The 14,013-nt window shown below is 52.5% G+C and carries 8 protein-coding genes; 5 read left to right on the forward strand and 3 right to left on the reverse strand.

The window, feature by feature from the left end; genetic code table 11:
- Window positions 1-100 precede the first annotated feature (100 nt).
- The 4 genes from CWI35_RS15085 (at window position 101) to ltrA (ending at window position 9,421) form a co-directional block, all read left to right on the forward strand.
- On the forward strand, window positions 101-2,743 hold the full coding sequence (locus CWI35_RS15085; protein WP_021322180.1) for a valine--tRNA ligase: 2,643 nt from the start codon (window positions 101-103) through the stop codon (window positions 2,741-2,743).
- A gap of 216 nt (window positions 2,744-2,959) precedes the next feature.
- Window positions 2,960-4,255, forward strand: a complete 1,296-nt coding sequence (locus CWI35_RS15090; protein WP_081130837.1) for a bifunctional folylpolyglutamate synthase/dihydrofolate synthase — start codon at window positions 2,960-2,962, stop codon at window positions 4,253-4,255.
- Window positions 4,256-4,323: 68 nt separating this feature from the next.
- Complete coding sequence (locus CWI35_RS15095) at window positions 4,324-7,563, forward strand: VWA domain-containing protein (RefSeq protein ID WP_021322182.1); 3,240 nt, start codon at window positions 4,324-4,326, stop codon at window positions 7,561-7,563.
- 598 nt (window positions 7,564-8,161) lie between these two features.
- Window positions 8,162-9,421: a group II intron reverse transcriptase/maturase gene (ltrA, locus tag CWI35_RS15100; RefSeq protein WP_011230853.1), complete on the forward strand. Its 1,260-nt coding sequence runs from the start codon at window positions 8,162-8,164 to the stop codon at window positions 9,419-9,421.
- A 95-nt stretch (window positions 9,422-9,516) separates the two neighbouring features.
- Here ltrA and CWI35_RS15105 read toward each other — a convergent pair whose 3' ends face one another.
- Genes CWI35_RS15105 through CWI35_RS15115 form a run of 3 tightly spaced genes read right to left on the reverse strand, consistent with a single transcriptional unit; the run spans window position 9,517 to window position 12,436 of the window.
- Entirely contained in the window at window positions 9,517-11,238 is a 1,722-nt protein-coding gene (locus CWI35_RS15105; RefSeq protein ID WP_021321851.1) for a hypothetical protein, read from the reverse strand.
- A 12-nt stretch (window positions 11,239-11,250) separates the two neighbouring features.
- Window positions 11,251-11,820: a PilW family protein gene (locus tag CWI35_RS15110; RefSeq protein WP_021321852.1), complete on the reverse strand. Its 570-nt coding sequence runs from the start codon at window positions 11,818-11,820 to the stop codon at window positions 11,251-11,253.
- Entirely contained in the window at window positions 11,804-12,436 is a 633-nt protein-coding gene (locus CWI35_RS15115; protein WP_021321853.1) for a type IV pilus modification PilV family protein, read from the reverse strand. The genes CWI35_RS15110 and CWI35_RS15115 overlap by 17 nt, the downstream gene beginning before the upstream one ends.
- Before the next feature lie 115 nt (window positions 12,437-12,551).
- Here CWI35_RS15115 and CWI35_RS15120 point away from each other — a divergent pair, with 115 nt between their 5' ends.
- A complete protein-coding gene (locus tag CWI35_RS15120; RefSeq protein WP_011232108.1) occupies window positions 12,552-14,003 on the forward strand; it encodes a hypothetical protein in 1,452 nt (483 codons plus the stop codon).
- Window positions 14,004-14,013 lie beyond the last annotated feature (10 nt).

Here is a 14,013-nt window from a genome sequence, read left to right on the forward strand (position 1 = left end):
GGATGAAAGGGGCTTTTTTGCTTGCCGGCTGCGCGGCATTGCTCAATGGGAAGCCGCCGTCGGCCGCATTGTCCATCATGTTGAAGGAGGGAAATGAAACATGGCACAGCACGAAGTGTCGATGCCGCCCAAATACGACCACCGCGCGGTCGAAGCGGGGCGCTACGAATGGTGGCTGAAAGGAAAATTTTTTGAAGCGACCGGTGATCCGAACAAACGACCGTTTACGATCGTCATTCCACCGCCCAACGTCACCGGCAAACTGCATCTGGGGCACGCGTGGGATACGACGCTGCAAGACATCATTACGCGCATGAAGCGGATGCAAGGGTATGACGTTTTGTGGCTTCCGGGAATGGATCACGCCGGCATCGCCACCCAGGCGAAAGTGGAAGAGAAGCTGCGCCAGCAAGGGCTGTCGCGCTACGATTTAGGCCGGGAAAAATTTTTAGAAGAAACGTGGAAGTGGAAGGAAGAATACGCCGGCCATATTCGCAGCCAATGGGCGAAGTTGGGGCTTGGCCTCGATTACACGCGCGAGCGGTTCACACTCGATGAAGGGCTCTCAAAAGCGGTGCGCGAAGTGTTCGTCTCGCTCTACCGGAAAGGGCTTATTTACCGCGGCGAGTACATCATCAACTGGGACCCGGTGACGAAAACCGCTTTGTCGGACATTGAGGTTGTTTATAAAGAAGTAAAAGGCGCGCTCTACCATTTGCGCTATCCGCTCGCCGACGGCTCCGGCTGCATTGAAGTGGCGACGACCCGTCCGGAAACGATGCTCGGCGATACGGCCGTCGCTGTGCACCCCGATGACGAGCGGTACAAGCACTTGATCGGCAAAATGGTGAAACTGCCGATCGTTGGCCGCGAAATACCGATCATTGCCGACGAATATGTCGATATGGAGTTCGGCTCCGGAGCGGTCAAAATTACGCCGGCGCACGACCCGAACGATTTTGAAATCGGCAACCGCCACAATTTGCCGCGCATTCTTGTCATGAACGAAGACGGCACGATGAATGAAAACGCCATGCAATACCAGGGGCTTGACCGGTTTGAATGCCGGAAGCAAATCGTCCGCGATTTGCAAGAACAAGGCGTCCTCTTTAAAATCGAGGAGCACGTGCACTCAGTCGGTCATAGCGAACGGAGCGGCGCGGTCGTTGAGCCGTATTTGTCGACGCAATGGTTTGTGAAAATGAAGCCGCTCGCCGAAGCCGCCATCAAGCTGCAGCAAACGGACGAAAAAGTGCAGTTCGTGCCGGAACGGTTTGAAAAAACGTATTTGCATTGGCTTGAAAACATCCGCGACTGGTGCATTTCGCGCCAGCTTTGGTGGGGGCATCGCATCCCGGCATGGTACCATAAAGAAACGGGCGAAATTTACGTTGACCATGAGCCGCCGAAAGACATCGAAAACTGGGAGCAAGACCCAGATGTGCTCGACACATGGTTCAGCTCGGCGCTCTGGCCGTTCTCGACAATGGGCTGGCCGGATACCGACTCGCCGGATTACAAGCGCTACTACCCGACTGATGTGCTTGTCACCGGCTATGACATCATTTTCTTCTGGGTGTCGCGCATGATTTTCCAAGGGCTTGAATTCACCGGAAAGCGTCCGTTCAAAGACGTGCTCATCCACGGCCTCGTCCGCGACGCCCAAGGGCGGAAAATGAGCAAATCGCTCGGCAACGGCGTCGATCCGATGGATGTGATCGACCAGTACGGCGCCGATGCGCTCCGCTATTTCTTGGCGACCGGCAGCTCGCCGGGGCAAGACTTGCGCTTCAGCACCGAAAAAGTCGAAGCGACGTGGAATTTTGCCAACAAAATTTGGAACGCCTCGCGCTTTGCCTTGATGAACATGGGCGGCATGACGTACGAGGAGCTTGATTTGAGCGGCGAAAAAACGGTCGCCGACCATTGGATTTTAACGCGTCTCAACGAAACGATCGATACGGTGACGAAGCTCGCTGAGAAATACGAATTCGGCGAAGCGGGGCGTACGCTGTACAACTTTATTTGGGACGACTTGTGCGACTGGTATATCGAAATGGCAAAGCTGCCGCTGTACGGTGATGACGAGGCGGCGAAAAAGACGACACGTTCGGTGTTGGCGTATGTGCTCGACAACACGATGCGCCTGCTTCACCCGTTCATGCCGTTCATTACCGAGGAAATTTGGCAAAACTTGCCGCATGAAGGCGAATCGATCACCGTCGCTCCGTGGCCGCAAGTGCGCCCTGAGCTGTCGAACGAAGAAGCCGCGGAAGAAATGCGGATGCTCGTCGACATCATCCGCGCCGTCCGCAACGTCCGCGCCGAAGTGAACACGCCGCCGAGCAAGCCGATTGCGCTCTATATTAAGGTGAAAGATGAACAAGTGCGGGCGGCGCTCATGAAAAACCGCGCCTATCTTGAGCGGTTCTGCAACCCGAGCGAGCTCTTGATCGATACAAACGTTCCCGCGCCGGACAAAGCGATGACGGCGGTCGTCACCGGCGCCGAGCTCATCATGCCGCTTGAAGGATTGATCAATATTGAGGAGGAAATTAAGCGGCTTGAAAAAGAGCTTGACAAATGGAACAAAGAAGTCGAGCGCGTCGAAAAGAAACTGGCGAACGAAGGATTTTTGGCGAAAGCGCCGGCTCATGTCGTCGAAGAAGAGCGGCGCAAGCGGCAAGATTACATGGAAAAACGCGAAGCCGTCAAGGCGCGCCTCGCCGAGCTCAAACGGTAGACAAACGATCTTGCTGTTGATTATGATGAAGACGAATCCGCTTTCCTGTGGATTCGTCTTTTTCGATGGATCATGATGGAAGGTTGGCATATTCTGAGAAGAGGTTTGTTGTCAACATATACTCGCTTTCACCAGGCTTCTCGATGTGTGGCGCATCTGCCGCATGAAGCCGGCAGGGGGCGGCAAGACACCAATGGAAAAAGGAGGATGATGGACATGGTTCGAACGTATGAAGAAGCGGTCGCTTGGATTCACGGGCGGCTGCGGCTTGGCATAAAACCGGGATTGAAACGGATGGAATGGATGATGGAAAAACTTGGCCACCCGGAACGCCGCGTCCGCGCCGTCCATATCGGGGGAACGAACGGCAAAGGGTCAACGGTCGCCTATTTGCGCTCCATTTTGCAGGCGGCGGGCTATTCGGTTGGAATGTTCACGTCGCCGTATGTCGAGCAGTTTAACGAACGAATCAGCATAAACGGCCAACCGATTCGCGATGAAGAGATCGTAGAGCTCGTGCAAACGATCAAACCGCTTGCGGACGAATTGGAACAGACGGAACTTGGCGGACCGACCGAGTTTGAAGTGATCACGGCGATGATGTTGTATTATTTCGGCAAACAAAACATCCAAGACATCGTGCTCATTGAAGTCGGGCTCGGCGGCCGCTTGGACTCAACTAACATCATTTATCCGCTCGTTTCTGTCATTACGAACGTCAGCTACGATCATATGAACATCTTAGGCGATACGCTCGATCAGATCGCCGCGGAAAAAGCGGGGATCATTAAATCAGGGATTCCGCTTGTGACAGCGGTCAACGAGCCCGAGGCGTGGGATGTGATCGCCAAGACGGCGGCGGAGCGGAAAGCGAAAACATATCGTCTCGGCGTCGATTTCACCGTTTCCGACCGGCAGGCGACGGTGGAAGGGGAGCAGTTTTCGCTTGTCACGCCGTTTGCCGAATATCGCGATTTGCGCATTCAAATGCCCGGCGCCCATCAAGTCGAAAACGCGGCGGTGGCAGTGATGGCGGCCGAACTATTGCGCCTTGGCTATTCGTTTTTGATCGATCCGGAGCATATCGCCGATGGGCTGGCCACAGCCGCTTGGCCCGGCCGGTTTGAGCGGGTGAGCGGCAATCCGCTCATCATCCTCGACGGCGCCCATAACGAAGCCGGGATTCGCTCACTCGTGGAGACGGTGCGCGCCCATTATCCTGACAAACACGTCCATGTCTTGTTCGCCGCGCTGACAGACAAGCCGCTTGAGCGGATGATTCGGCAGCTTGATGAGCTTGCAGATACGATCACGTTTACCACGTTTGATTTTCCGCGCGCGGCAGCGGCGGAACAGTTGGCGGACCTTTCGTCCCATCCGCAGAAAGCGGTGACAGGTGATTGGGTCGGCTGGATCAGTGAAAAGAAAAACCAAATGGGGAGCGATGAGTTGATGCTCATTACGGGATCGCTTTACTTTATATCTGAAGTGCGAAAACGTTTAAAAAAATAATGCCAAGCGATGAAAAGAATTGATATAATGGAAGAAAGATAGTTCTTTTGGCGCGGGAGGGGAGGCGCATGAAGCGGTGGCGCGGCTGGCTTTTATGGGGAATGTTGTTTTGGCTGATGGCAAGCCTATGGCCGATGAAAGCAGGTGTTGTGTATGCCGATCAAACAGAGGGGGCCATTACGTTCGTTTCGGATGAGAAGATTGAGGGATGGGCGACCGCACCAGGGAGCGGCAACGGGCAAGGGAACAGCATTCGCTACTTTATGATTCGCATTCAGCCGAAGGAACAAAGCGGCGCGGCAGTCAGCTACCGAGCCGAAGCGGTGGAAGCGCCGGCGGACCGAAACGGTGAGAAAAAATATACGTTTTCTCTTGATATGCGCGGGAAGTGGCCGTCGGCTTCGGGAACAAGGGCGACTTACCAAATCACTGTCGATGCGTATCGCGTGTTGGGAAATGGAAAAGAGGATGTGTATTTTTCATTTCCACAGATGCCTTATCTATATACGAGGCAAATGGAGGCGAGCACGGCGAAATTGGATTTTTCCCTTGCGTTTTCACAGCCGGAATACGCTAAGCCGCCGAACGGCGATGCCCAAGGCCGGCTCGATGTGACGCTCATTCCACAAGGGGCCGTTTCGTCGCCCGTCCGTCCGCCGATCGATGTTGTGTTTGTCATGGACGTGTCGGGGTCGATGACGGCAATGAAGCTGCAAAGCGCCAAATCTGCTCTGCAAGCGGCGGTCAACTACTTTAAGTCCAATTACAACCAAAATGACCGCTTTGCTCTTATTCCGTTTTCCGATGGAGTGCGGGAAGCAAGTGTGGTTCCGTTTGGGAAGTACTCGAATGTTGCAAGTCAGCTTGATGCCATTCTCAATACCGGCAACAGCTTGACCGCCGGCGGCGGAACGAACTATTCGGCTGCTTTGTCTCTTGCTAAATCGTATTTCACGGATCCAACGAGGAAAAAGTATATCATTTTCTTAACGGATGGCATGCCGACGGTGTTGAATGCAGTCGATACGATTACGTATCGGGAGGTCAAGCAGAATTTTTGGGGTGGATATTCCTATACAGGGAATAGAGTAACCGATTCTCTTTCGGTCACATACGAATTGTACAGCGATGGACGGACTGCCGGTATCCGTTTTACCGACAACAAAGGATATTCTCGCCGATTTTACAGCGACGGCCAAGATTATGTTAATGGATGGCGGGTGTCTTGGGATAACGGCTATTCGTTCACTTACAGCAGCATTGAAGGAAAAATCCGAGCCGATGCCACAGCGGTGGCAAAAACGCTCGGGATGAACAATATCACCCTTTACTCAATCGGCTTCGGCGACAATGATGAAGTCGATATGGACTATTTACGGTCGCTTTCAGCGACTGCCGGCGGCGAGGCGCGGCAAGGAACGACGCAAAATTTGACCGCTTTGTTCCAACAGTTTTCCCAGCTTGCCACCACGCCAGCGATCACAGGAACGATCCGCATCCCGCTTTCGTCGTTTGGCGGTAATGTCGCCGTTGCGGAAAACGGCCAAGTATGGCTGGATGAAAACAAGCAAAACGCGTATATTTCGTTTTCCATCCCATACCAAGTTGGTCAAGGCACTCCGGCGCCGGTGACGATTCCGATTCCCGTGTCATTTAAAGCAAAAGGGACATATACGTTCACTGCTGAACTGACGTATCGCGATGTGTATGGCCAACCACAGCCGGCTGTGACGAAAACGGTGACCGTCACGGTCAAAGACGAAGCGCCGCCGTCGTTTACTGGAACGGTGAAGCTGCAAGGGCTGACCAATGATGTCACAAGCTTAATCAAACGGGGGGCAACCGATGGCGACGACAACCGCTTCCGGGCCACGTATTCGTTGTCGCTTGTCGGGTATGTCGGCAATGCGACCGGGACGATCAGCAATGTGAGCATTGTCCAAGAACTGCCCGATGGCATCTCCGTTGTTCCCGATGACAAAGTCACAACCTATGTGGAGAATGGCAAGCGTTATGCCAAATGGTCTTTCACCAATCAAACGTTCGACTACAGCCAGCTCAACAAACTGACGCTCTCGGCGCAATGGGTGATGCAGGCTGATTTTGCCATGAACAGTGTTCAATTGCCGCCAGCTTTGGTGACATTCACCGACAGCCGTTATGGTACCAAAACATCGACGCTCTCTCCGCCGGCGGAACGAATCGGTATGAAAGTTCGCCTGGATGATTTCCCAAACTTTTACTATGAGGGTGATCAGAATGGTCTTGTAAACAAGTGGCAATTCACTTCTGCTTCATCTACCATTGTTGGGACAACCAAACACCCGAATTCATATGGATTGTTGCCGTTGCCTGTCAAAGCGATGCAGTATGACCCAAATGATGACGGCGTGCTGCTTGTCACGTACAGCAACGGCCGGACGGTGCGCGTCGCCTTGAAACCGCAGCTGTCGATCATAACGGAAAGCGGTGTGGCGGAAAGCGGCGCTGTGATCACGGAAGCACCGACTGTCAAAATGGTGGGGCTTGTCGCTGGCGAAGGGGTGAAGTACGAGTACCAAGTCGTACGAAATGGCGTGGTTTCAGACTGGCAGCCGCTCGCTTCGCCGTATATGATTTCCATTTCCGATGACGGTGAGTATACTGTCGCGGTGCGTTCGGCTGGGGGGCTGACGCGCGGTGACGGAACGACGAAGGTAGCGTTCCGTTATAAGAAATTAATCCGCCACTTAGTGCTTGGCGATTACGACCCGACGATGAATGTCGGAGATACGCAGGAGATTTCAGTGACGATCGTTCCGAGCGATGCGACGAACAAAACGCTTGCGTGGACATCAAGCGACCCGAGTGTCGCATCCGTAGATCAAAACGGCATGGTGACAGCGCGAAAGCCTGGACCGGTGACGATCACCGTCCGCGCGACAGACGGAGGAAATGCGTCAGAGACGGCAACGATTCGTGTGATTGATCCGTACGTACCGCTTACAGGCATGGCGTTCCGCAATCCAATTCTATACATGAATGTCGGCGATCCACTCGTCGAAGTGGCGCCAGAACTCCGTTTCATTCCGGAAAATGCAACGGACAACAAGGCGCTTCGCTCTGTTGTAACGTCTGACGATCGGTTTGTCAAAGTGGTTCAAGAAAATGGGAAATGGTATTTGCAAGCGGTTGATGTCGGATATGCCATCATCACGGCGACAGCCGAGGTGAAAGCGCTGGATGGCCGGGATATTCAAGCTGAGGCGACCGTCATTGTCCGATCGCCTTCCACCAACCAAAATGGCGGGAACGGCGGCAAATGGTAGCCATGAATAAAGCGCGGCCTCCCTTTCGGGAGCGCCGCTTTCCGTGTGCGCCCGGCATGGGTGCAGTCTATAGGGTGAAAGTCCCGAACTGCGAAGGCAGAAGTAGCAGTTAGCTTAACGCAAGGGTGTCTGCGGCGACGCAGAATCTGAAGGAAGCGGGCGGCAAACTTCCGGTCTGAGGAACACGAACTTCATAGGAGGCTGGGTATCATTGGGTGAGTTTGCACGACAAAACGAAGCCCTTTCTGCCGAAGGTGATACCGAGTAAATGAAGCAGATGGATGGAAGGAAAGACTGCACTCTTACCCGGGGAGGTCTGTCCGGGAAGCCAAGTGCGCTTGGCAACCGTTGGAGCGATCCAACGCTGAACGGACAGAAGTCAGCAGAGGTCATAGTACCCGTCTAGCTTAGATAGAAGGGGAAGGACCGAACCATGAAGGAGAACGGCCACTAGGCGTTCATCTTCTTTGATGAAGCAGATAACCCGAAAGGGCCTGCTTGAGGGGGGAAATGGTGAAGTCCATGGGGAACCTCAAGAGGGTGGAGAAGAAGATGGCACAAATAGAACGGACCGTTCACGTAGAGAGGAAGAATCGGAATGTGGATGAAACAGGTAATGTCACGAGAGAATCTCCTGCGAGCACTCAAACAAGTGGAAAAGAATAAAGGGTCCCATGGAACCGATGGAATGTCCGTCAAAGACCTGCGAAGACACCTCGTGGAACATTGGGACGCGATACGGCACGCTTTAGAAGAAGGGACCTACGAACCTTGCCCGGTCCGACGGGTCGAAATCCCGAAACCGAACGGAGGAGTCAGGTTACTAGGAATCCCGACCGTGACAGACCGGTTCATCCAACAGGCCATCGCCCAAGTGCTCACGCCGATCTTTGACCCATCCTTTTCGGAACACAGCTACGGGTTTCGTCCCGGTCGAAGAGGACACGACGCGGTGAAAAAGGCGAAGCAGTATATTCAGGAAGGATATACATGGGTGGTAGATATCGACTTGGAAAAGTTCTTTGATCGAGTCAACCATGACAAACTGATGGGGATATTAGCGAAACGAATTCCAGACAAAATCCTCCTAAAGTTGATACGGAAGTATCTACAGGCAGGGGTCATGATCAACGGGGTGGTCATGGAAACACAAGAGGGGACTCCACAAGGAGGGCCGCTCAGTCCACTCCTGTCCAACATTCTCCTGGATGAGCTGGACAAAGAATTGGAAAAACGAGGGCACAAGTTTGTACGGTATGCGGATGACTGCAATATCTACGTAAGGACGAAGAAGGCCGGGGAACGGGTGATGAAATCGATCACGGCATTCATCGAAAAGAAACTCCGGCTGAAAGTCAACGAAACCAAATCGGCAGTGGATCGTCCGTGGAGGAGAAAATTCCTCGGTTTTAGCTTCACCCCAAGTAAGGAGCCAAAAATCCGAATTGCAAAGGAAAGCATTCGGCGCATGAAGCAAAGGATACGCACCATGACGAGCCGATCGAAACCGATTCCCATGCCCGAACGAATCGAACAGCTCAATCAATACATTCTGGGATGGTGTGGATACTTTTCGCTAGCAGAGACCCCAAGTGTGTTCAAAGAACTAGATGGATGGATTCGACGAAGGCTGCGCATGTGCCAATGGAAAGAGTGGAAACTTCCGAGAACCAGAGTCCGAAAACTGCAAAGTTTAGGAGTGCCCAAGCAGAAAGCATATGAATGGGGAAACACTCGGAAGAAATATTGGAGAGTGGCCGCCAGTCCCATCCTGCATAAAGCCCTTGGCAACTCCTATTGGGAGAGCCAAGGGCTGAAGAGTCTTTATCAACGATATGAATCTCTGCGTCAGACTTAATGGAACCGCCGTATACCGAACGGTACGTACGGTGGTGTGAGAGGACGAGGGTTAGTCACCCTCTCCTACTCGATTTTGAATCAAAAATGCCTCCTTCATTCTACTTCCAATCGGTCGACCACGAGCGAAATGCGATTGACAAAAGGAAGTCCTGTCCCTTGTTCAACAAGCATTTCAGGACGATAGCGGACGACGAGGCGTGAGGATAACGGATCACTTCCTGGCGTAAACCGGTCCGGTTCTCCGTTTTCCCCATTGACTTGACCGCGGAATGCGTTGACGACAAGCCCATTGATGTCTGTGTCTGGAGCTGTTGCTCTGTTTCCGCGGGCGAACAGCCCGCCTTCGATATACAAGTAGGATCCAACGGCATAAATCGTGGCGCTGCTGTCTGTGTAAAAGTATCCTTTCAAATTCGGTGTCGGAATGGTTGGGTTATTGAATTCATTAATACGGGAAATATCGAGCGGACCTTTCGACAGCAACACAACACCTTTGTTGTTTAGCGCCCGTTCGATCCGGCTTTGGTAAATTTTCGTGCTCCCGGTGACGTAGATGCTTGCGTCAAGCCGCAAGTTGCCTGTCAAAGTTAAATCACCGAGGACGATAAAATTTCCGCGTACGCTGACAAATGTACTGGGATTTGTCGGCCCATCAAGGCGAAGATCGCCGTTGACAATGAGCCATTGGTTGACTCCGCTGTTCTGAATATCGACATCTCCTCTCAAAACGCTGTTTCCATCGAGGTAGAGCGGTTTGGTTTTGGACTGCTCTTTGATCACTTCTTCAAGCGTTTTACGTGGATCGTTTGGATCCGGTTGATTCGATTGGATCGAGGTCCATTGATTGGACAACTCTGCCACTAACGTGTGAAGTTGGCTATTTTTGTCCCCGGCTTCTTGAATGGATTCCATTCGCTCAATGTAATCGGATGACGGGGGCAAAATTCCCGATGCTTGCAACAGTTTGTCGGCCACAGTAAGGTCAAAATCGACATCGATAAAATCTTCGTTTTCTTGCCTGATGGTTGGCGCCGGTTCTGGCACATCCGTCGGCCAACGAGGCGCCCAATTGGTCTTCATGCGAAAACGGCCTTGTGATGCTTCCCAGCAACCGGTCGTTTGCCCGCATGCATTCAATTGTCCGTCGTTTGTATACCAAATCGAGGAAGAGGATAAAAGCGGCATGCCGGCGTTAGACGAATTGACGGTCAGCTGTCCGTTTGCCTTCACATAGTTGGTCGCGTTGCTGGCATAGGCGTTTTGCCCTGTGTATACATTCCCGTTTTCGACATAAACCCCGCCGTTGAGGACCACTGTTTCCTTTGAGCCAAGCGCATATTTCAAAAAGCTTGGCGTATTGGTCACAAAGACGAGCCGCTTGACGGTTCGCGTCCGATGGCCGTCATTGAACGTTTTCGTTAAACGAAGGGCGCGAAGAAACACTTGGTTTTTGGGAATATCATATTGCTCGCTTTCATCTTCCATGATCACCCCGTAGCGGTCGCGCAGGCGGCCGGCGATCGTGTCTTCTCCAGGAGACGAGCTGCCAAGCCCGAGAAACTGATCCCATTGGTCAGGCGCAAAAATACGATGGCGGACCAAAAAATTTGGATCCGATAACTCTGCTTTCAGATCGGCGACCGCCTCGTTGACATCCGTCTTCGCCTCATGCAGCGATTGTACGTCATCCACGCGCACGGTGGTGAATTGGGCGTGCTCGACGGCGGTGGTGACAATGGTTAGACCTAGCAATAAAAAGACGGTGATGACCAACAATGTTGTAATCAAACTATATCCTCGCTGATCTCGGCGCATAGGGCCTCCCCCCTAAAAACCGAATTCCGTCTGTAAAGTGAAAGGTTTTATTGAAAGCATCCCGTTGTTATTCCCATCTTTGATCGTTAAGATGATGGTGATAACCCCACTTCGGCAAATTTCTCCGTCTCTGCGCGCGCAACGGAACGAAAAGGAGGAAGAATCGTCCAGCAAAAGGCGTGTGGATGTAATCGCTTCCCCGTCCATCATCAGTTTTCCGTCTTTAATCGAAATGATTCGATGGACCGATTGCGCCGCGGTTTCGCGGGAAACAAGACCGACTTGGTTGTTCGTTTTGAATTGCTCGTTTTTGACAAACGACAGTTGACTAAGCGTTTTGTTTTCTTGGCTCCGATCGGCTTCAAGGCCGTCCGGCGAGAACATGTACAAGGCATTCATGATGCGTGCCACCGCGTAATCCGCCTCGCTCCGCAATTCACTTTCAATGCCGATGTGCTGATAAACGCGAATGCCCGCTAGAAAAACAGTATAGATGGCGCCAATGATCAACATGGAAATGGAAATGGCGGCCAACAGCTCGACAAGCGTCATCCCATCTTGGGTGTTAACGGATCGTCTCATCGGTCACCACTCCTTCCACCCATGTGATGTCGCCGTTTCGTTCTCCCCAACGGACAACGGCGTACAGTTTCGCCATGTAGGTGCCGGCTTCGGAGGAGATCATGTTGTTTCGTTCACGACGGATCTCTTCTTTGAGCCGCTCCGGCAATGACGCAAATTCAGAGGAGGTGAGGAATCCGTCCCATCCTTCTTGATCGCAGCGGATGATGTACACCGTTGTTTCGTATTGAACATCATTGATTGTTGGGGCGAGCTGGGCGGTGCATGATTGTTGAGAGCTTATCGTTTCGCCCTGATTTCCGCTTGGAAACAATAAAGAGGACAAGGCTTCATGGCTGCAGCTGTTTTTCTCTACTTTAAGAAATGAAAGATTGTTCTCTGTCATGTAATTCGATAAGGAAGAAAAGAGAACATTTTTTTCAAAGTACGCCATCGTTCCACGCGCCACGTTGATGGCCACCGTTCGTCGTTCGTTATCGGCTGTATACGTCATAGCGTGGGTGAAAAAGGAAAACAAGCCGATCGCCACCGCAGACAACAGCGTGATGGACAACAATGTCTCGATAAGGGTGAACCCTAAAGTGCGTCGGCAGGAAAAAAAATTCTTGTCCGTCATTGATCACAACCTTCTTTCAAAATATGTAACTTTATTATACAATAAGTAAGAGTCGAATGTTGCAGATTTTTAGTATAAAAGAGGTCTTTTGTCATAGAAGAAACGGGGGGGCATGATGAAAGAGGCGCTCATGTATGCCGGTGCTTTTGTCGTGGCGCTGCTGCTGATTTGGCTTCTTCCGCTTGGCTTCAGCCGGCTTGGGGGGCTTACAGCGGTTGTTATGGCGCTGTTGGCTGCGCTTTTGGCCGAATTTGCTAGTTCGATCATTCCGCTTTGGCAGGCCGGGCTTCTTGTTCTTTTGTTGTTGGCGGCTGCATCGTATTTGCTTGACCGCCGATTTGGCGCTGCTCTTTACCGCGCCGGGGCTTCTCGTGAATCAAGTTTTGTAAAAGAAGAAAAAGAGGAGCGGTCGGCGCCGGAATCTTTGGCTTCTGTCCCTGTTTTGCCAAAGGCGCCGTTGCCGTCGATCCAGTTTGATCAAGCGCCGCCCCTTTCTGAACCTAATGAATCATCATCGATAGAGCAGACAGCAGAACGGTCGGAAGAAGTGAACCATTCTCCCGCTGACTTGTTGATGGAGGCAGCGGCAGAAACTGTTCCACCGTGGGAGCAAGCGGAAGAAATCGTTGGAGCGTCCGAACCGCTGCGGCGTGTTTCCGATTGGTTGGATCAGTGGCCGGGCGCTGTGACGCCGGACCTTGAGACAGCGGTGCTTGATGAAGTGTCAAAAGAGAGCGGAAATGAAGGATCGCAAGCCGATGAGCCGGTTCTGAATGCAGCAGAAATCGTTAAGGGTGAGAGCCGCGGCGAGAATGAATGGGATGCATGGATGAGCATGGATGATCGTTTCTCAGAGCGCGTGGAAGGCGGAGAATACGAGTTCTCTTCAACGGACAGCGTCAAACGGGAGCACGGAGGCGTCTTTTTCGAGGCGGCCGTGGCTCCGGATGAGGATGGATTTGCCGGAATCCATGACATCTGGCATCATAAAGAAGGACAACGCGTGGAGGCGGAAAGCTTCGAGGACGATGGCGTGATGTTTGCTGATGGCCTTGAGATTGGACATGATCAAGACAGCGGTGCGGTCGATTGGATGGATCGGCTCGTGGATGATGCCGTTTCGTTGAGATCAGCTGCTGAAGCGATGGTCAGCGAAAAAACAGCGGACGCTTCCGAGCAGCAAGAGGAACAAAAGGCGGATTCCGAAGAGAATCCTCAATATGAAGAATGCGTCGAGGCGGCAGATGAGCCGTTTGCTGAAGAACCAATGCATTTGGTTGCTTCGGAAAAAGCGCAAATGGCGGCAGCGGAATTGATGCTGAGCCGCCGCCGTTTGACGGCCGATGCGTATGAACAATGCCTGCATCAATGTTTGCAAGCCCCGCTTTCCGATCGCGATTACTACGTATTCGCCCGCCTGCTGTTGGAGCATTATGCACTGGAACAAAATGGCCAACAGCTTCGTGCGTGGGTTGACCAGCTCGAGCGACGTTTTTCAAACTATCCAGCTATCGCGGCTGAACTGGCACTCTGGCGGGAAATCGCCGCTACATTAGCAAATGGTTGAGGTGAAGAGG

This window comes from [Bacillus] caldolyticus (assembly GCF_003595605.1).
Taxonomy (GTDB): Bacteria; Bacillota; Bacilli; order Bacillales; family Anoxybacillaceae; genus Geobacillus; species Geobacillus thermoleovorans.

What these genes read in the sequence shown, in the direction of transcription:
- CWI35_RS15105 (WP_021321851.1), bottom strand. Translation starts at nt 11,238, where the DNA reads ATGCGCCGAGATCAGCGAGGATATAGTTTGATTACAACATTGTTGGTC.
- ltrA (WP_011230853.1), top strand. Translation starts at nt 8,162, where the DNA reads ATGTGGATGAAACAGGTAATGTCACGAGAGAATCTCCTGCGAGCACTC.
- CWI35_RS15090 (WP_081130837.1), top strand. Translation starts at nt 2,960, where the DNA reads ATGGTTCGAACGTATGAAGAAGCGGTCGCTTGGATTCACGGGCGGCTG.
- CWI35_RS15120 (WP_011232108.1), top strand. Translation starts at nt 12,552, where the DNA reads ATGAAAGAGGCGCTCATGTATGCCGGTGCTTTTGTCGTGGCGCTGCTG.
- CWI35_RS15110 (WP_021321852.1), bottom strand. Translation starts at nt 11,820, where the DNA reads ATGAGACGATCCGTTAACACCCAAGATGGGATGACGCTTGTCGAGCTG.
- CWI35_RS15085 (WP_021322180.1), top strand. Translation starts at nt 101, where the DNA reads ATGGCACAGCACGAAGTGTCGATGCCGCCCAAATACGACCACCGCGCG.
- CWI35_RS15095 (WP_021322182.1), top strand. Translation starts at nt 4,324, where the DNA reads ATGAAGCGGTGGCGCGGCTGGCTTTTATGGGGAATGTTGTTTTGGCTG.
- CWI35_RS15115 (WP_021321853.1), bottom strand. Translation starts at nt 12,436, where the DNA reads ATGACGGACAAGAATTTTTTTTCCTGCCGACGCACTTTAGGGTTCACC.